We start from the raw sequence: 16,968 nt of genomic DNA, 5'->3' as shown, positions 1-16,968 counted from the left end.
TCGTTAGCTGTCGAGTCCGACTCTAGACGGCGGACACCGTGCGCGCAGTCCCTAAACGACCCGGGCTCCCGGGGTGCCCTCCGGCTCAATTGTGGCTGCGCCCAAGGGGGAGTGGCGGGCCCGCCGCAGCCGCCGCTCAAGCCCGATGGCGCCGGCCGAGAGCACCATGTTTCCGGTGATCATCAGCGCCGCGATCACCAGGAGCGCGGGCAGGTAGTTGCTGTACTGGGAGCCGACGACGGTGCCTTGGCGCACCATCTCCACGAACGTGATCTGGTAGCCGATCGCAGTGTCCTTGAGCACCACCACCAGTTGTGACACCAGCACCGGCAGCATCGCGGTGACGGCCTGCGGCAACAGGACCAGGCGCATCGAGGTGCCCCAGCCCAGTCCCAACGCAGCGGCCGCTTCCGACTGCCCGCCGGGCAGGGCTTTCACCCCCGCCCGCACGATCTCGGCGATGACGGCGCCGTTGTAGAGGGTCAGGCCGGTCACCACCCCGGCCAGCGCGATCTGTTGCGGTGGAAATGCGCCCAGCAGCCCATAGACGAAGTAGGCGAAGATCATCATGATCAGCACCGGAATCGCCCGGAAGAACTCCACGGCCACCGCGCAACTGAAGCGAATCGGCCGGATCTGCGACAACCGGCCGACCCCGAGCCCGACCCCCAGGATCAGCGCAAGCCCAATGGACCAGGCCGCCGCGGTCAGCGTGCCCGCCACCCCGGGCAGCACGTAGGTCCGCCACAGATCCGCAGTCAGAAAAGGCGCCCACTTCTCCGCGGTCAGCTGCCCTTTGGCCGACAACCGCGAGTACACCATCCAGCCGAGCAGCCCCGCAGCCAGCACCGTCACCAGCGACAATGCCTGGTAGCGGGCGCGGGCTCGGGGTCCCGGGGTGTCGAACAGCACCGTCGCGCGGGGCGCGGACCTCATCGCGACACCGCCCAGCGCCGGTCCAGATAGCCGAACAACAGGCCCAGCGGCAGGGTGAGCACGACGAAGCCCGCGGCGAACACCGCGCCCACCCCGAGCAGCGCCGCGGTGTTCTCGGTCATCGACTTCATCAGCAGCGCCGCTTCGGCGACCCCGATCGCTGAGGCCAGGGTGGTGTTCTTCGTCAGCGCGATCAACACTGAGCCCAGCGGGATGATCACGGCCCGAAAAGCCTGGGGGAGCAAGATGATCCGAAGATTCTGGGTGAAGCTCAATCCCAGCGAACGAGCGGCCTCGGCCTGCCCGATCCCCACCGTGTTGACGCCGGAGCGCACCGCCTCGCACACGAACGATGCCGTGTACACACTTAAGCCCAGCACCGCCAGGCGAAAGTTGCTGTCGTCGATCGACGTCGGCGACTGCGGATCGGTCAGCGAGACCCCCAGCGTCTGGGCCAGGCCGAACGAGCACAGCAGCAACAGCAGAGTTAGCGGGGTATTGCGCACCAGATGGACGTAGCCGCCGCCGAGCCATCGCAGCACCGGTACCGGAGCCAGCCGCATCGCAGCCAATCCGGTGCCCAGGATCAGCGCCAGCGTGCCGGACAACACCGCCAACTCGACGGTGACGGTGAAGGATTGGAGGATCTGGCCCCGATACTCGGCGAACATCATCGTTCGATCGGCGGAGGCTCGGGCACTGCGAACCCGGCGGGGCCGAAGTTGTCCACGAACGCCGCCCGCCAGGAACCGTCGCGTTCCATCTCGTCGAGGGCGTCGTTGATCCGCTGCCGCAACCCTTCGTTGCCCTTTTGCACGCCTATCCCGTAGAGCTCTTCTGAAAATCGTTCGCCGACCAGCTTGAAGGCCCCGGGGCTCTGGGCGGAATAGCCGGCCAGGATGACGTCATCGGTGGTCACCGCGTCGATCGCACCGTTGCGCAGGGCCTCCACGCACGCCGAGTAGGTGTCGTAGCGCTGCAGCTGTACGCCCGGATAGCGGTCCTTGATCCGTTGCGCGGGGGTGGAGCCCGACACCGAACACAGCTTCTTGTGTCGCTGCAGCGATGCGGTACCGGTGATGTCGGTGTTGTCGGCGCGCACCAACAGTGACTGCCCGGTGAGCAGGTAGGGGCCGGCGAAGTCGACCTTCTGGCGCCGCGAATCGGTGATCGAATAGGTGGCCACCAGGTAGTCGACCTGGCCGTTGCGCAGCAGCATCTCGCGCTGCCCGGATGGGGCCTCGATCCAGGCGATGCGGTCGGGCGGGTACCCCAGTCGGGCCGCGACGTAACGGGCCACGTCGACATCGAATCCGCCGAGCGTGCCGTCGGGTTTCTTGACGCTCAACCCGGGCTGGTCGAACTTGACGCCTACGGTGATCTTGCCGCTGTCGTGAGCGGTACACCCCCCGCAGGGCGCAGTCAGTGCGGCCGCGATCGTCAGGACGGCACAGGCTCGCGCCAACGCTGCCAGGGCTCGCACCGTCAGCATCAGTGGTCGAGGACCTTGGCGAGAAAGTCTTGGGCCCGTGCGGATTTCGGGTTAGCAAAGAACTCTGCGGGAGCGGCTTGTTCGACGATGGCACCGTCGGCCATGAACACCACCCGGTCGGCTGCGCGGCGGGCGAAGCCCATCTCGTGGGTGACCACCACCATGGTCATCCCGTCGTCGGCCAGCGTGGACATCACATCGAGCACTTCACTGATCATCTCCGGGTCCAGGGCACTGGTCGGCTCGTCGAACAGCATCACTTTCGGGTTCATCGCCAGCGAACGTGCGATCGCCACTCGCTGCTGCTGTCCGCCCGACAACTGTGCGGGATGTTTGTGGGCTTGATCGGCCACCCCGACCCGCTCCAGCAGTGCCATCGCCTGGCGCTGCGCCTGCGCTCGGGGCATCTTGTGCACCTTCATCGGTGCCAGTGTGACGTTGTCCAGGATGGTCTTGTGCGGAAACAGGTTGAACGACTGGAACACCATGCCGACCTGGGCCCGGAGCCGGGCCAGCGCCGCACCTTCGGCCGGCAGCGGCTGTCCGTCGAGGGATATGGTGCCGGAGTCGACCACTTCGAGTCGGTTGATGGTGCGGCACAGCGTGGACTTACCCGAGCCCGACGGGCCCAGGATCGCCACCACCTCGCCGCGAGCGACCTCGAGGTTGATGTCTTTGAGCACATGCAGGCCGCCGAAGAACTTGTTGACGTCGTGGATGGCGATCATCGGCACCAGATCCGGCCCGCCGCTGGTCATGGGATCTGACCCTACCCAGGAAGCTACCGTGCGGGCGCCGCTATCGGCCTGGTCACTCCGATCTGCGCAGCCGCCGTACCATAGTCCGGGTGAGTTTGCCGGTGATTTCCGAACAGATGCGCACCTACGAGGTGCGTACCTACGGCTGTCAGATGAATGTTCACGACTCCGAACGCATTGCCGGCATGCTCGAGCAGGCCGGTTATCGCCGAGCCCCCGACGACGCCGACGCCGACCTGGTGGTGTTCAACACGTGCGCGGTGCGGGAGAACGCCGACAACAAGCTCTACGGCAATCTGAGCCACCTGGCGCCCAACAAGCGCAGCAACCCCGACATGCAGATCGCCGTCGGCGGCTGCCTGGCGCAAAAAGACAAGGACAGCGTGCTGAGTCGCGCGCCGTGGGTGGACGTCGTCTTCGGCACCCACAACCTGGGGTCGTTGCCGGCGTTGTTGGAGCGCGCCCGGCACAACCGGAGCGCCCAGGTGGAAATCGTCGAATCGCTGCGCGAGTTTCCGTCGTCGCTGCCCGCCGCGCGGGACTCGGCCTACTCGGCCTGGGTCTCCATCTCGGTCGGCTGTAACAACAGCTGCACCTTCTGCATCGTGCCGTCGTTGCGGGGCCGCGAAGTGGACCGCAGCCCCGACGACATCCTCGCCGAGGTGCGGGCGCTGGCCGCCGAAGGCGTACTCGAGGTGACCCTGTTGGGTCAGAACGTCAACGCCTACGGTGTCTCGTTCGCCGACCCGGAACTGCCGCGCGACCGCGGGGCGTTCGCCTCGCTGTTGCGGGCCTGCGGGGACATCGACGGACTCGAGCGGGTCCGCTTCACCTCTCCACATCCTGCGGAGTTCACCGACGATGTGATCGAAGCGATGGCGCAGACCCCGAACGTCTGTCCTACGTTGCACATGCCGCTGCAGTCCGGCTCGGACACGGTGCTGCGGGCGATGCGCCGCTCCTACCGGGCCGAGCGCTATCTGGGCATCCTCGACAGGGTCCGGGCAGCCATCCCGGACGCGGCCATCACCACCGACCTGATCGTCGGGTTCCCCGGTGAGACCGAGCAGGACTTCGAGGAGACCCTGGAGGTGGTGGCCGCCGCGCGGTTCTCGGCCGCGTTCACCTTCCAGTACTCCAAGCGGCCCGGAACGCCGGCCGCTGAGCTTCCCGATCAGCTGCCCAAAGAGGTTGTCCAGCAACGCTACGACCGGCTGATCGAGCTGCAGGAACAGATCTCGTGGGACGAGAACAAGGCCCAGATCGGGCGCACCGTCGAACTGCTGGTGGCAGTCGGTGAGGGCCGCAAGGACGCCCAGACCGCGCGGATGAGCGGTCGAGCGCGCGACGGCCGATTGGTGCACTTCGCGCCGGGGACCGCGCAGGTACGTCCCGGCGACGTGGTGACCACAACGGTGACCGGCGCGGCGCCGCACCACCTGTTGGCCGACGGGGCTCTGTTGAGCCACCGGCGTACCCGGGCCGGTGACAGCCATGCCGAGCCGGCGCCCGGTGTCGGACTGGGCATGCCGAAGATGCCGGGGGTGGTGGCGCGATGAGCGGCAGTGGGGACAACAACTTCGAGGCCTACCGCGCCGATATCGAAGCCGCCGAGCGGCGCGTCGCCGGCGAAATCGACCCCGGCGGCAGGGGTCTGGTCGTCGCGATCTGCGTATTCGTGCTGCTGGGCTCGTTCCTGTTGCCGCACACCGGCTCCGTTCGCGGCTGGGATGTCCTGTTTCCCGGCGAGGGCACCGACGAAGCTCTGGTGACGTTGCCGTCACAGCTGTTCATGTGGCTGGCGCTGGTGTTCGGGGTGGGGTTCTCGCTGCTGGCCTTGCTGACCCGGCGCTGGGCGGTGGCCTGGGTGGCACTGGCGGGCTCGGCGGTGGCCAGCGCCGTCGGACTGCTGGCCGTGTGGTCTCGGCAGACCGCGGTACAAGGTCACCCCGGCCCGGGCGTCGGACTGATCCTGGCCTGGATCACGCTGATCGTGCTGACGTTTCACTGGGCCCGCGTGGTGTGGTCACGCACCGCGCTGCAACTCGCCGCTGAGGCAGAGCGCCGGCAGAGCACCGCGCAACTGCAGTCGCGGAACCTGTTGGACGATCTCAACCGTCCCGAGGACCCGCCACCGGACGAGTAGCGTTCGTCGCGGCCCGGCCTTCCCGGCTTCCGCGGTAGGCGCTGGCTCGCAAGTCGGCGAGCCAGCGCGGACGCAATTCAACTCCCGCTGCGCTGTTCACGGTCGGGTCGAACGAGACGTCGTGGCCCGTTCCGTCGGCCTCATCGAGGTCGTTGAGTACCAGGTAGGCCAGCGGGCGGAATTCTCCTGTGCCGCGGGCCTGATCGAGTTCGAACCCGATCTGGTCGGTGGCGAGCTGCTTGCGAATGCTGCTCAGCGCCACTCCGAAACCCTCGACCGGCGTCGTCAGTCGAGCTCGCAGCCACCACGTCTGCTCTCGGTAGTGCAGCGGCATGAGCGTGGTCAACGTCAGGCCTGACCAGGACGCCACCGGGTGCACGCCCAGTGTCCGGCCGAACACGCCCGAACCTGCCGAGACCAGCAAGATGTCCCAGCAGCGGTGGTCGTGCTGGGGCGCCGGTATCCGAAGCGCCAGTCCGACGGCGTCGGGCAGGGGGCCAGGTGTGCCGGTCGCCTTGGAGATGCGAGCGTTGACGGTGGCTGACGGCACCGGCAGACCGTCGTCTGCCGGTGCGTCTCGCTGCAGAAACCCGGTCGTCAGCACACCGTCGGGGTGGAAGAACCGGCGATGCCGCACCGCGGCTCCCCACCGAAACAACCACCCGGCCGGATCGATCATCGTCGCGGTACGTCGCCGCGCCAGGCACCGGTTTCGGCCGGCTGGTTCTCGATGAACTCCTTGAACCGCTTGAGATCCGCATGGACCCGGTGGTCGAGGATGTTCAGCTTGTCGGCCACGTTTTCCAGGACGCCGTCGGGGTCGATGTCCATCTGAGTGGTCACTCGGGTAGTACCGTCGTCGATCTTGTGGAACGTGACCACACCACCGTGGGTCGGACCGGTGTCGGATCGCCAGGCGACCCGCTCTTCGGGATGTTGCTCGGTGATGGTCGCGTCGAACTCCCGCGACGCGGCGCCCACTTTGATCTTCCAGTGCAGGTGCGTGGGGTCGCGCTGCTGTACCTGTTCGACGCCCTCCATGAACTTGGGGAACGACTCGAACTGGGTCCACTGGTTGTAGACCGTCCGGATCGGGCGCTTGACGTCGAGTGCTGCGGTGATATTGCTCATGCGTCACCTCCAGTGAGTTGGTTGTTGCTCTCACTGGGGTGGTAGCCCGACGGTGCCGATGCTCAAACATCGGCCGTTCATCAGCGCCGGTTGAGCGCCTGTTCTGCAGCCTGTGCCCATTGCCGCCACTGCTCGGCGCTGGCGGTGGCTTCGGCGGCCTCTTTGTCGCGGCCCGCGGCCTGGGCCTTGAGCGCTTGGCGTTCGAATTGCTCTGCTCGGGTACGGAACTGGGCGGCCCGGGCCTCGGCTTCGGGGTCCACCACCGCTGCCTCGGCGGCGGCACCGGCGTCGCGCACCTTCTTCTCCACCGCCCGCAGGCGCCGTTCCAACTCGGCGGAACGTTCCCGCGGTGCCTTGCCCAGCGCGTCCCACTTGTTGACTATCGAGCGCAGTGCGGCGCGCGCGGCGTTCTGGTTGGTCGGGTCGATCCGTTCCGCCTCGGCCAGCAGGGCCTCCTTGGCGGTGGCGTTGGTCTCCAGCTCGGCGTCACGTTCGGCGTTCGCGGCATTACGGGCGGAGAAGAACGTGTCCTGGGCGGCCTTGAACCGCTGCCACAGCGCCTCGTCGACGTCCTTGGAGGCCCGCCCGGTCGTCTTCCAGGTGGCGAGCAACTGGCGGAATGTGGCGCTGGTGCCCGCCCAGTCGGTGGAACCGGACAGTTCCTCAGCTCGCTTGCACAGCCGTTCCTTCTCCTCACGCGCCCCGGCCCGGCCCCGGTCGAGGTCGGCGAAGTGCGAACCGCGCCGCCGGTTGAAGCCGTCGCGTGCAGCGGCGTAGCGCTTCCACAGCGCGTCATCGACTTTGCGGTCCAGGCCGGTGATCGTGCGCCATTCGTCGAGAATGGCGCGCAGCCGATCGCCGGTGGTCTTCCACTGCGTCGAGTTCGCGGCCAACTCCTCGGCTTCGGCGGCCAGCGCTTCCTTGCGTGCGGTCGCCGCCGCCCGCTGCTCATCGCGTTGCGCACGGCCGGCCGCGGCGACGGAGGCGGCGTGCTCGCTGACCGCCGCGATCCGGGCTGCCAGCGCCTCCACGTCACCGAGGACGCTGGCCGTAGGCAACTGCTCGGCCAATGCCGCCGCGGATGCCTTGATCTTGCGGGCGTCGCCGCTGCCGGACGACAACCGCTCCTCGAGCAGGGTCACTTCGGTGCTCAGGTCGTCGTACCGGCGGCCGAAGTGGGCGAACGCGGCCTCGCGGTCGCCGGCCTGCCAGGAGCCGATCTGTCGCTCACCAGCCGAGGTGACCAGCCACACCGTGCCGTCGTCGTCGACCCGCCCGAATCGGTGCGGGTCAACACTGGGCGGCCCGATAACGGCCGGGGCAGGCCGGGCACCGGGCTTGGGCCCGATGTGGGCCCCAGGCCTGGGACCTGGACGGGGACCCGGCCGTGGGGTGGGGGCGGACGAACCGCTATCAGTGGTCATCGCTGTCGTCACCTAACCCTTCGCGGGATAACCCGCGCATCTGCCGCGCACCGCGGCGCCTTCGATCTGCCTAGCAGCATTCCAGAGTATTCAAGCAGTTACCCGCCACACCGCGCCGCCAACTCGGAGGTTCAGCGAAGCTCGACGCAGGAGAGGCGAGGCTGGGACCGCCGCATGATGGCGCGGTTCAGCGAGGCTCGACGCAGGAGAGGCGAGGCTGGGAGGGCCGCATGATGGCGCGGTTCAGCGAGGCTCGACGCAGGAGAGGCGAGGCTGCGGCTGCCGGCCGAGCTGGGCTGTAGCCTGTCCGATCGCTGCCGGTGTTGCCCGCGGCGCACCGCAGATTCGTAGGAGGCCGGCAATGGCGAAAGAGACCATCGCCGTGCTGTTTGCGCTCGGTGCGGCGCTGTTCAGCGCGATCAGCGACGTGATTCAGCAGCGCAGTGCCCACCGGGTCGGTGACCAGGGGATCGGGCCCGCCGCGCTGTTCGCTCGGCTGCTGACCGACCGGCAGTGGTGGGTGGGCAGTCTGTCGGGTCTGGCGGGTCTGAGCCTGCAGGCGGTGGCGCTGGGCCTCGGGTCGGTGCTGCTGGTGGAGTCAGTGCTGGTCACATCACTGTTGTTCGCGCTGCCACTGAGCGCGCGCCAATCCGGTCGTCGCCTGGGGCGTTCGGTCTGGCTATGGTCGGCGCTGCTGGTCGCGGCCGAGTCCATCATCATCACCGTCGGTCATCCCACCGCCGGGCAGGCGCGGGCCTCGCTGGAGGCCTGGGTCTGGGTGGTCGCCGTGCTGGCGCCGACGGTGTTGCTGTGTCTGATCGGGGCGCGGGCATACGCCGGGCGGGTGGCGGCCGTGCTGCTGGCTGCGGTGTCGGCCATCTCGTGGGGAATCTTCGCGGTGCTGACCAAGGGAGTGGTCGACCTGATCGGCCACGGCCCGCGAGCCTTGTTCGCCGCACCGGAGCTCTACGCCTGGTGTGCCGTCGCGCTGGCCGGCGCGGTGTACCAGCAGTCGTCGTTTCGGGCCGGCGCCCTGACGGCCTCGCTGCCGACGATCACGGTGCTGGAACCGGTGGTGGCCGCGACGCTGGGCATGGTCGTGCTCGGCGAGGTGCTCAAGCCCGACCGCGATGCGGTGTTCACCCTGGTCCTGGCAGTGGCCACGCTGGTCGCCGCGGTCGTGGCGCTCTCGCGTGATCAGGCGACCTCCGCCGGCGAGCCGGCTGTCGCCGTGGCGTAGCGGTTATCCAGCGGGAAGGTGAACAGCGGGTATCGTTTCCCGTCTGAGGAGGGGGTCATGTCGACAGGGAATTTCCTAGCGGCGTTGCTCGCGTTGTGCGCCGCGTTGGCGTCCGCGATCGGCGACGTGATCCGGCAGCGGTCGGCCCAGGAGATCACCGACCAGCAGGTGGGCCATCTGGAGCTGTTCTGGCTGTCGCTGCGCGACCCGCGGTGGTGGGGCGGCGGTGCAGCGGCGGTGGCCAACTACGCCCTGCAGGCGGTGGCGCTGGCGGTCGGCTCGGTGATGCTGGTGACCGGTTTGCAGGTGACCGCGCTGCTGTTCGCGCTGCCGATGTATGCCTGGCTGACTCATCGTCGGGTGACCAACTGGGAGTGGATGTGGGCCATCCTGCTGGCCGCGGCGCTGGCAGTGGTCGTGATCGTGGGGGATCCGACCGAAGGTAAGCAACACGCGCCGGCGGCTACCTGGATCATCGTGTCGGTGGTGCTGGCGGCGGGGCTGGTGGGTTGCGTGCTGGCCGCCCGGATCTACAAGGGCAAGCCGGCGGCGGCGGTGCTGCTGGCGGTGGTGGCCGGTACCTCGCTGGCGGTGTTCGCCTTGCTGACGAAGGTTCTCGTGGAGGTGCTCAAAGCCGACGGCTTCGCCGCGGTGCTGCGGGCGCCCGCATTGGCGCCCTGGCTGGTGGCGACGCTGGCCGGGATGATCTTCCAGCAGTCGGCGTTTCGTGCCGGTGCGCTGACCGCGTCTATGCCGACGATGACCGTGGCCAAACCGCTGGTGGCCAGTGCGCTGGGCGTGCTGCTGCTCAACGAGACCATTCAGGCCGGTGGGACAGAGGACGTCGCCGTGATCATCGGGGTGGTGCTGATCGTGATCGCCACGGCGGCACTGGCCCGCGGTGAGGCCGCCACCATCGTCGCTGATGCCGGCGCCGACCTGGCCGAGCCGGTGGCTGCGCCCACCACCAGCTAGTTTGGGTGCCGTGCTGGGACCGATCGCGATCATGCCGTCGGCGCCGGTGCTGGTGCCCGAGCTGGCCGGCACCGCCGTCGAAGCCGCCGAGTTGCGGGCCGCAGCGCTGGCCGCTGCCCAGGCGCTGCCGGCGCGCTGGGTGGTCCTGGGGGCCGGACCCGATGCGGTGTACGGACCCGACAGTGCCGGCAGCTTCGCCGGTTTCGGCGCCGACGTCGCGGTGGGGCTGGCACCGGGCGCCCAGCAGTGCGTTGATCTGCCGTTGTGCGCGTTGGTCGCCGGGTGGGTGCGCGGGCAGGTGGCGCCGGACGCCGAGGTGGTGGTGCACTCCTGCGCCGATCCGGGCGCGGCGCTGGAGGCCGGCCGCCGGGTACGCGCCGAGATCGACCACGCCGGTGAGCGCACCGGTGTGCTGGTGCTTGCCGACGGCGCCAACACCGTGACCCCGGCGGCGCCGGGGGGATACCAGCCGGTCGACGTCGAATGCCAGCGCGCCCTGGACGATGCGCTGGCCCGCGGCGACGCCGCAGCACTGACCGGGCTGGGCCCGCAGGTCGTCGGCCGGGCGGGTTTCGCGGCCCTGGCCGGGTTGGTCGGGACGGCACCGCACAGCGTCACAGAGCTCTACCGCGACGCCCCGTATGGGGTCGGCTACTTCGTGGGGGTCTGGCAGCCGTGAGGCCGATCGCGGTTGTCGGGCCTACCGGCACGGGCAAATCGCAACTGGCGCTGGACCTGGCCGCGCGATTGGGCGGCGAGATCGTGAACGCCGATGCCATGCAGCTCTACCGCGGCATGGACATCGGCACCGCAAAACTGCCGCCGGGGGAGCGTGGTGGCATCTCGCATCATCAACTCGACGTGCTCGACGTCGTGCAGACCGCGACGGTGGCCCGCTATCAACAGGCCGCGGCGGCCGACGTCGAGGCGATCATGGATCGTGGCGCGGTGCCGATCATCGTCGGCGGGTCGATGCTCTACCTGCAGGCCCTGCTCGACGACTGGTCGTTCCCGGCCACCGATCCGGTGGTGCGGGCCCGCTACGAGCAGCGGTTGGCCGAGGTCGGGGTTGCCGCCATGCATGCCGAGCTGGCCGGCGCCGACCCTGCTGCCGCCGCGGCGATCCTGCCCACCGACGGCAGGCGGATCGTGCGGGCCCTGGAAGTGGTGGAACTGACCGGAGCGCCGTTCGCCGCCTCTGCGCCGACCATCGGAGTGCCGCGCTGGGATACCGTGATCCTCGGATTAGACTGCGACACAGTCATTCTCGATGAGCGACTGGCCACCCGCACCGACACGATGTTCGCCCAGGGGCTGGTCGCCGAAGTCCAGCGGCTGCTGGAGTCGGGATTGCGGGACGGCGTCACCGCCGCCCGAGCGCTGGGCTACGCCCAAGTGATCGCTGATCTCGATGCCGGAGGCGACGGTGCGGGCGCGCGGGAACCGACGTTCATCGGAACCCGGCGCTATGTGCGCCGGCAGCGTTCCTGGTTCCGCCGCGACCACCGCACCCAATGGCTCGATGCCGCCGCCGGCGGCCTGCTCGACGCGGCGCTGACAGCGCTGCGGCACGTATCCTGAGCACATGCTTTTCGCCAAGGGCCACGGCACCCAGAACGACTTCGTGTTGTTGCCGGATCTGGACGTGGCCCTGGAGCTGACCCCTGCCGCGGTGGCCGCGCTGTGCGACCGCCGCCGCGGCCTGGGCGCCGACGGTCTGTTGCGGGTGACCACCGCCGGCGCGGCGGCCGACGCGGGGGTGCTTGACCAGCTGCCCGAAGGTGTGGGGCCCGGCGACTGGTTCATGGACTACCGCAACGCCGACGGCTCGGTGGCCGAGATGTGCGGCAATGGTGTCCGGGTGTTCGCGCACTATCTGCGCGCCGCGGGCCTGGAATCGGCCGACGAATTCGTCGTCGGCTCACTGGCTGGGCCGCGACCGGTGATCGTGCACCACGCCGACGACGTGCACGCCGAGGTGACCGTCGACATGGGCAAGCCGAACCTGCTGGGGAGCTCCGGACCGGCATTCGAGGCGCTGGTCGGCGGGCGGCGGTTCGCGGGCCTGGGCGTCGACGTTGGCAACCCGCACCTGGCCTGTGTGGATCCGGGGCTGTCCGATGCAGATCTGGCCGCCCTGGATGTCGGTGCGCCGGTGTCGTTCGACACCACGCAGTTTCCGAACGGGGTGAACGTGGAGATCCTGACCGCTGTCCACGACGGCGCGGTAGCGATGCGGGTGCATGAGCGCGGTGTCGGCGAGACCCGCTCGTGCGGCACCGGCACGGTGGCCGCCGCCGTGGCGGCCCTGGCGCATAGTGGGGCCTCGACCGGCACGCTGCGGGTCGACATCCCCGGCGGGCAGGTCTTCGTCACCGTCACCGACGCCGGCAGCTACCTGCGGGGGCCGTCGGAACTGGTGGCCCGCGGCGACATCGCACCGAGGTGGTGGGCGGCGCAGTGAGCTATCCCGACTCGAGGCCGCAGCCCAGCACCGGTGAGCTGAACCTCGACGACCGCGCAGCGCTGCGCCGCGTCGCCGGGCTGTCCACCGAACTCGCCGACATCTCCGAGGTCGAATACCGCCAACTGCGCCTGGAACGGGTGGTGCTGGTCGGCGTGTGGACCGACGGAACCGCCGCCGAGGCCGACGCCAGCATGGTGGAGCTGGCGGCGTTGGCCGAAACCGCCGGCTCGGAGGTGCTCGAGGGCCTGATCCAACGTCGAGATCGGCCCGACCCGTCGACCTACATCGGCTCCGGCAAGGCCCACGAGTTGCGGGAGATGGTGCTGGCCACCGGTGCCGACACCGTCATCTGCGATGGCGAGCTGTCGCCGGCGCAGCTGAACGCGCTGGAGAAAGCGGTCAAGGTCAAGGTGATCGACCGCACCGCCCTGATCCTGGACATCTTCGCCCAGCACGCCACCAGCGCCGAAGGCAAGGCGCAGGTGGCGCTGGCGCAGATGCAGTACATGCTGCCGCGGCTACGCGGCTGGGGTGAATCGATGTCACGGCAGGCCGGCGGGCGGGCCGGTGGCGCCGGCGGCGGGGTCGGCACCCGCGGTCCCGGTGAGACCAAGATCGAAACCGACCGGCGGCGGATCCGGGAACGGATGTCCAAGCTGCGCCGCGAGATCAAGGCGATGAAGCAGGTGCGCGACACCCAGCGCAGCCGGCGTCGGCACAGTGACGTCCCTTCGGTGGCGATCGTCGGCTACACCAACGCCGGCAAGTCCAGCCTGCTCAATGCCCTGACCGGCGCCGGCGTGCTGGTTCAGGATGCGCTCTTCGCCACGCTGGAACCCACCACGCGCCGTGGGCAATTCGACGACGACCGCCCCTTTGTGTTGACCGACACAGTCGGTTTCGTGCGGCATCTGCCCACCCAGTTGGTGGAGGCGTTCCGTTCCACCTTGGAGGAAGTCGCCGACGCTGACCTGCTGGTGCATGTGGTCGACGGCTCCGATCCGGCGCCACTGGCGCAGATCAGCGCGGTGCGCGAGGTGATCTCCGAGGTCATCGCCGAACACGATTCCGGACCGAGTGGTCAGCGTGCTCCGGAACTGTTGGTGGTCAACAAGATCGACGCCGCCGGTGATCTGGCGTTGGCCCAGCTGCGACGTGCCTTGCCCGAAGCGGTGTTCGTCTCAGCGCACACCGGTGAGGGCATCGACGCGCTGCGTCAACGGATGGCGCAGTCGGTGGCGCCCGTCGACACCGCAGTCGATGTCGTCATCCCTTACGGTCGTGGCGATTTGGTGGCCAGGGTGCATGAGCACGGTCGGGTACAGCAGGCCGAGCACGGCGAGGGCGGCACCCGAATCCGCGCGCGGGTTCCGGCGGCATTGGCGGCCAGTCTGCGGGAATTCGCCGCGTTTTAGGCATTGCCGCACCGGTGCGATAGGCTGGTGCTCACGCGTCGTGGAACGCTTACTCACCGCCGTCCGGCCCCTGGTGCCGATTCAGCTGGCGTGTGAAGCTCTTCTCGCGGCGAAAGTTATTGCCAACAGGCAATTTCGCCAACCCCTGTGTTGCAGACAGATGGGCGCCGTCGTGGCGCCTCTGCCGCACGGCCGATGCCGGAAAGGCATGTCATGACCACCAATTCATTCGCCGAACTCGGCGTGCCCTCTGCACTTGTCAGTGTGCTCGCCGATCGCGGCATTGCTGCTCCCTTCCCCATTCAGGTCGCGACCCTGCCGGACAGTCTGGCCGGCCGTGATGTGCTGGGCCGCGGCAAGACCGGCAGCGGCAAGACGCTGGCCTTCTCGCTGCCGCTGGTCGCACGGCTGGCCGGCGAGAAGCGCCACCGCGCCCGGCCCAGTGGCCTGGTACTGGCGCCCACCCGGGAGCTGGCCACCCAGATCACCGCAACCCTGGAACCGCTGGCGGCGGCGAGCGGCCTGAAGGTGACCACCATCTTCGGCGGGGTTTCGCAGAACCGTCAGGTGAGCGCGCTGGGCGCCGGTGTCGACATCGTGGTGGCCTGCCCGGGCCGGCTTGAGGACCTGATGAAGCAGCGGCTGATCACGCTGGACGCGGTACGGGTCTGCGTGCTGGATGAAGCCGATCACATGGCCGACCTCGGCTTCCTGCCCGGGGTCACCCGCATTCTGGCCGCCACTGCCGAAACCGGTCAGCGACTGCTGTTTTCGGCGACGCTGGACAACGGGGTCGACAAGCTGGTCCGGCGTTTCCTGCGCAATCCGGTGTCGCACTCCGTCGATGAACTCGATGCGCCTCCTCCGGCGATGACCCATCACGTGTTCCACGTCGCCGGCCTGCAGGACAAGAAGGACCTGGTGCAGTTGCTGGCGTCGGGCACTGGGCGGCGAATCCTGTTCTTGCGGACCAAGCATCAGGCCCGGAAGCTGGCCCGTCAGCTCACCGAGTCCGGTGTGCCGTCGGTGGACCTGCACGGCAACCTGTCGCAGCCCGCGCGCGAGCGCAATCTCGCGGCGTTCGCCGACGGTGACGTTCGGGTTCTGGTGGCCACCGACATCGCCGCCCGCGGCGTGCACGTCGACGAGGTCGAATTGGTGGTCCACGTGGACCCGCCCGCCGAGCACAAGGCGTACCTGCACCGTTCCGGGCGTACCGCACGCGCCGGCAGCGCCGGAGACGTCGTCACCGTCGTCCTGCCCGAGCAGCGCCGCGAGACCCAGGTGCTGTTGCGTCGCGCGGGCATCAGCGTCGCCCCGCAGCAGGTGGCGGCCGATTCCGCTTCGGTGCTCGAGTTGGTGGGGGAGGTGGCGCCGTTGCGGGCGCCCGCCCCGGTGGCCCCGAAGGTCGCCCCGCCGGCCCGCGCCAAGACTTCACCGGGCCAGACCTCACCGGGCCAGTCCGGCCGTCCGCGGCGCCGTCGTGGCGGCGGCAGCGGCGGTGCGCAGCCGGCCTCGCAGGCCGACGGCCGGCGCCGGCAGCGGGGCGGTACCGGAGCGCGTCGGCAAGGCGGGGTAGCGCGCTAGCGCCGACACCCACCACTGCGTCGCCCAACCATCCGGTTGGTCTATTCTCGTCGGAAAGATCAGTCGACCGGAGGTCAGGCAATGAGTGCCGCAATCAAGTACCAGCGAACCCTGTTCGAGGCCGAACACGAGCTGTTCCGGGAGTCGTTCCGCGCCTTCCTGGACCGCCACGCCGCGCCTTACCAGGAGGAGTGGGAGAAGGCCAAGATCGTCGACCGCTCCGTGTGGCTCGAAGCCGGCAAACAGGGTTTCTTGGGCATGGCGGTGCCCGAGGAGTACGGCGGCGGCGGCAACCCGGACTTCCGTTACAACACGATCATCACCGAGGAAGTCACCGCGGGGCGCTACAGCGGGCTGGGCTTCAGCCTGCACAACGACGTCTGCGCGCCGTATCTGCTGGAACTGTGCAACGAGGAGCAGAAGCAGCGCTGGCTGCCGAAGTTCTGCACCGGTGAGCTGATCACCGCGATCGCGATGACCGAGCCCGGCACCGGCAGTGACCTGCAGGGCATCAAGACCCGCGCGGTCAAGCACGGCGACCACTATGTGCTCAACGGTTCCAAGACGTTCATCACCAACGGCATTCACTCCGACCTGGTGATCGTCGTCGCCCAGACCGACCCCGACAAGGGCGCGCAGGGATTCTCCCTGCTGGTCGTGGAGCGCGGCATGGAGGGCTTCGAGCGAGGCCGTCACCTGGACAAGATCGGTCTGGACGCCCAGGACACCGCAGAGCTGTCGTTCACCGACGTGCACGTCCCGGTGGAGAACCTGCTCGGCGAGGAGGGCAAGGGCTTCATCTACCTGATGCAGAACCTGCCGCAGGAACGGATCTCGATCGCGATCATGGCCGCAGGGGCCATGGAGGCGGTGCTGGAGCAGACGATCCAGTACACCAAGGAGCGCAAGGCGTTCGGCAAGCCGATCGGCAGCTTCCAGAACAGCCGGTTCCTGCTGGCCGAGCTGGCCACCGAGGCCACCGTGGTGCGGATGATGGTCGACGAGTTCGTGAAGCTGCACCTGGACAAGAAGCTGACCGTCGAGCAGGCCGCGATGGCCAAGTGGTACTCCACCGAGAAGCAGGTGCACCTGATCGACCGCTGCCTGCAGCTGCACGGCGGATACGGCTACATGCGTGAATACCCGGTTGCGCGGGCTTATCTGGATGCCCGCGTTCAGACCATTTACGGCGGCACCACCGAGATCATGAAAGAGATCATCGGCCGCAGCCTCGGCGTCTAGCCGAGGCAATCGGGAACGATTTGGGCGCCCAGCGGGGCGCTGTCAGGGGCGCTACCAGCATGTTTGGTAGCGCCCCTCGTTCCGTTTACGGCAGCGGCTTTGGCATCAATTCAGCATCGGGTGGGTATCTGTTTCCGCAATATCGATGACATGGC

Annotated in this window: 17 protein-coding genes; 10 read left to right on the top strand and 7 right to left on the bottom strand. The window is 68.6% G+C overall.

Annotated features, from left to right (window positions below; all coding sequences use genetic code 11):
• Positions 1-51: 51 nt before the first annotated feature.
• From ACKY0W_RS13135 to ACKY0W_RS13120, 4 genes are read right to left on the bottom strand one after another with little or no spacing between them, the layout of a single operon-like run.
• Positions 52-936: an amino acid ABC transporter permease gene (locus ACKY0W_RS13135; RefSeq protein ID WP_409434407.1), complete on the bottom strand. Its 885-nt coding sequence runs from the start codon at positions 934-936 to the stop codon at positions 52-54.
• Positions 933-1,610 (bottom strand): amino acid ABC transporter permease, encoded by a 678-nt coding sequence (locus tag ACKY0W_RS13130; protein ID WP_409434406.1) that lies wholly within the window; start codon positions 1,608-1,610, stop codon positions 933-935. The genes ACKY0W_RS13135 and ACKY0W_RS13130 overlap by 4 nt, the downstream gene beginning before the upstream one ends.
• On the bottom strand, positions 1,607-2,428 hold the full coding sequence (locus tag ACKY0W_RS13125; protein WP_409434405.1) for a glutamate ABC transporter substrate-binding protein: 822 nt from the start codon (positions 2,426-2,428) through the stop codon (positions 1,607-1,609). The genes ACKY0W_RS13130 and ACKY0W_RS13125 overlap by 4 nt, the downstream gene beginning before the upstream one ends.
• A complete protein-coding gene (locus tag ACKY0W_RS13120; protein ID WP_409434404.1) occupies positions 2,428-3,186 on the bottom strand; it encodes an amino acid ABC transporter ATP-binding protein in 759 nt (252 codons plus the stop codon). Before ACKY0W_RS13120 ends, ACKY0W_RS13125 begins: the two co-directional genes overlap by 1 nt.
• Before the next feature lie 116 nt (positions 3,187-3,302).
• On the opposite strand from ACKY0W_RS13120, the gene miaB reads away from it, so the two are divergent.
• Both miaB and ACKY0W_RS13110 read left to right on the top strand, forming a co-directional pair.
• Positions 3,303-4,745 (top strand): tRNA (N6-isopentenyl adenosine(37)-C2)-methylthiotransferase MiaB, encoded by a 1,443-nt coding sequence (gene miaB, locus ACKY0W_RS13115; protein WP_409437774.1) that lies wholly within the window; start codon positions 3,303-3,305, stop codon positions 4,743-4,745.
• Positions 4,742-5,332, top strand: a complete 591-nt coding sequence (locus ACKY0W_RS13110; protein WP_409434403.1) for a hypothetical protein — start codon at positions 4,742-4,744, stop codon at positions 5,330-5,332. Before miaB ends, ACKY0W_RS13110 begins: the two co-directional genes overlap by 4 nt.
• Here ACKY0W_RS13110 and ACKY0W_RS13105 read toward each other — a convergent pair.
• The 3 genes from ACKY0W_RS13105 to ACKY0W_RS13095 form a co-directional block, all read right to left on the bottom strand.
• The gene (locus tag ACKY0W_RS13105; RefSeq protein WP_409434402.1) at positions 5,298-6,011 is read right to left on the bottom strand and encodes a phosphodiesterase; all 714 of its coding nucleotides are present in this window, start codon (positions 6,009-6,011) and stop codon (positions 5,298-5,300) included. The two genes, ACKY0W_RS13110 and ACKY0W_RS13105, sit on opposite strands and share 35 nt — an antisense overlap.
• Positions 6,008-6,463 carry an SRPBCC family protein gene (locus tag ACKY0W_RS13100; RefSeq protein ID WP_409434401.1) on the bottom strand — a complete coding sequence of 152 codons (456 nt, stop codon included), beginning with the start codon at positions 6,461-6,463 and terminating at the stop codon, positions 6,008-6,010. The genes ACKY0W_RS13105 and ACKY0W_RS13100 overlap by 4 nt, the downstream gene beginning before the upstream one ends.
• Positions 6,464-6,543: 80 nt before the next feature.
• Positions 6,544-7,887 (bottom strand): DUF349 domain-containing protein, encoded by a 1,344-nt coding sequence (locus ACKY0W_RS13095; protein ID WP_409434400.1) that lies wholly within the window; start codon positions 7,885-7,887, stop codon positions 6,544-6,546.
• Positions 7,888-8,248: 361 nt separating this feature from the next.
• Between ACKY0W_RS13095 and ACKY0W_RS13090 the strand changes: the two genes are divergently transcribed.
• The 8 genes from ACKY0W_RS13090 to ACKY0W_RS13055 all read left to right on the top strand — a co-directional run bounded on the left by ACKY0W_RS13090 (position 8,249) and on the right by ACKY0W_RS13055 (position 16,813).
• The gene (locus tag ACKY0W_RS13090) at positions 8,249-9,127 is read left to right on the top strand and encodes a DMT family transporter (protein ID WP_409434399.1); all 879 of its coding nucleotides are present in this window, start codon (positions 8,249-8,251) and stop codon (positions 9,125-9,127) included.
• A gap of 57 nt (positions 9,128-9,184) precedes the next feature.
• Positions 9,185-10,102, top strand: a complete 918-nt coding sequence (locus ACKY0W_RS13085) for a DMT family transporter (protein WP_409434398.1) — start codon at positions 9,185-9,187, stop codon at positions 10,100-10,102.
• A gap of 10 nt (positions 10,103-10,112) precedes the next feature.
• Positions 10,113-10,781 (top strand): hypothetical protein, encoded by a 669-nt coding sequence (locus tag ACKY0W_RS13080; RefSeq protein WP_409434397.1) that lies wholly within the window; start codon positions 10,113-10,115, stop codon positions 10,779-10,781.
• The gene (gene miaA / locus ACKY0W_RS13075; RefSeq protein ID WP_409434396.1) at positions 10,778-11,683 is read left to right on the top strand and encodes a tRNA (adenosine(37)-N6)-dimethylallyltransferase MiaA; all 906 of its coding nucleotides are present in this window, start codon (positions 10,778-10,780) and stop codon (positions 11,681-11,683) included. Before ACKY0W_RS13080 ends, miaA begins: the two co-directional genes overlap by 4 nt.
• A 4-nt stretch (positions 11,684-11,687) precedes the next feature.
• Complete coding sequence (dapF, locus tag ACKY0W_RS13070) at positions 11,688-12,566, top strand: diaminopimelate epimerase (protein ID WP_409434395.1); 879 nt, start codon at positions 11,688-11,690, stop codon at positions 12,564-12,566.
• Complete coding sequence (gene hflX / locus ACKY0W_RS13065; RefSeq protein ID WP_409434394.1) at positions 12,563-13,984, top strand: GTPase HflX; 1,422 nt, start codon at positions 12,563-12,565, stop codon at positions 13,982-13,984. The genes dapF and hflX overlap by 4 nt, the downstream gene beginning before the upstream one ends.
• A 213-nt stretch (positions 13,985-14,197) precedes the next feature.
• Positions 14,198-15,571, top strand: coding sequence for a DEAD/DEAH box helicase (locus ACKY0W_RS13060; RefSeq protein ID WP_409434393.1), 1,374 nt, complete (start codon positions 14,198-14,200; stop codon positions 15,569-15,571).
• Positions 15,572-15,652: 81 nt separating this feature from the next.
• On the top strand, positions 15,653-16,813 hold the full coding sequence (locus ACKY0W_RS13055) for an acyl-CoA dehydrogenase family protein (protein WP_406759111.1): 1,161 nt from the start codon (positions 15,653-15,655) through the stop codon (positions 16,811-16,813).
• Positions 16,814-16,968: the final 155 nt, after the last annotated feature.

It is taken from the genome of Mycobacterium sp. SMC-14 (assembly GCF_046250075.1).
Taxonomy (GTDB): Bacteria; Actinomycetota; Actinomycetes; order Mycobacteriales; family Mycobacteriaceae; genus Mycobacterium.
This window is presented reverse-complemented; position numbering and strand designations above follow the sequence as displayed.

What these genes read in the sequence shown, in the direction of transcription:
- ACKY0W_RS13135 (WP_409434407.1), bottom strand. Translation starts at nt 936, where the DNA reads ATGAGGTCCGCGCCCCGCGCGACGGTGCTGTTCGACACCCCGGGACCC.
- ACKY0W_RS13130 (WP_409434406.1), bottom strand. Translation starts at nt 1,610, where the DNA reads ATGATGTTCGCCGAGTATCGGGGCCAGATCCTCCAATCCTTCACCGTC.
- ACKY0W_RS13125 (WP_409434405.1), bottom strand. Translation starts at nt 2,428, where the DNA reads ATGCTGACGGTGCGAGCCCTGGCAGCGTTGGCGCGAGCCTGTGCCGTC.
- ACKY0W_RS13120 (WP_409434404.1), bottom strand. Translation starts at nt 3,186, where the DNA reads ATGACCAGCGGCGGGCCGGATCTGGTGCCGATGATCGCCATCCACGAC.
- miaB (WP_409437774.1), top strand. Translation starts at nt 3,303, where the DNA reads ATGCGCACCTACGAGGTGCGTACCTACGGCTGTCAGATGAATGTTCAC.
- ACKY0W_RS13110 (WP_409434403.1), top strand. Translation starts at nt 4,742, where the DNA reads ATGAGCGGCAGTGGGGACAACAACTTCGAGGCCTACCGCGCCGATATC.
- ACKY0W_RS13105 (WP_409434402.1), bottom strand. Translation starts at nt 6,011, where the DNA reads ATGATCGATCCGGCCGGGTGGTTGTTTCGGTGGGGAGCCGCGGTGCGG.
- ACKY0W_RS13100 (WP_409434401.1), bottom strand. Translation starts at nt 6,463, where the DNA reads ATGAGCAATATCACCGCAGCACTCGACGTCAAGCGCCCGATCCGGACG.
- ACKY0W_RS13095 (WP_409434400.1), bottom strand. Translation starts at nt 7,887, where the DNA reads ATGACCACTGATAGCGGTTCGTCCGCCCCCACCCCACGGCCGGGTCCC.
- ACKY0W_RS13090 (WP_409434399.1), top strand. Translation starts at nt 8,249, where the DNA reads ATGGCGAAAGAGACCATCGCCGTGCTGTTTGCGCTCGGTGCGGCGCTG.
- ACKY0W_RS13085 (WP_409434398.1), top strand. Translation starts at nt 9,185, where the DNA reads ATGTCGACAGGGAATTTCCTAGCGGCGTTGCTCGCGTTGTGCGCCGCG.
- dapF (WP_409434395.1), top strand. Translation starts at nt 11,688, where the DNA reads ATGCTTTTCGCCAAGGGCCACGGCACCCAGAACGACTTCGTGTTGTTG.
- ACKY0W_RS13060 (WP_409434393.1), top strand. Translation starts at nt 14,198, where the DNA reads ATGACCACCAATTCATTCGCCGAACTCGGCGTGCCCTCTGCACTTGTC.
- ACKY0W_RS13055 (WP_406759111.1), top strand. Translation starts at nt 15,653, where the DNA reads ATGAGTGCCGCAATCAAGTACCAGCGAACCCTGTTCGAGGCCGAACAC.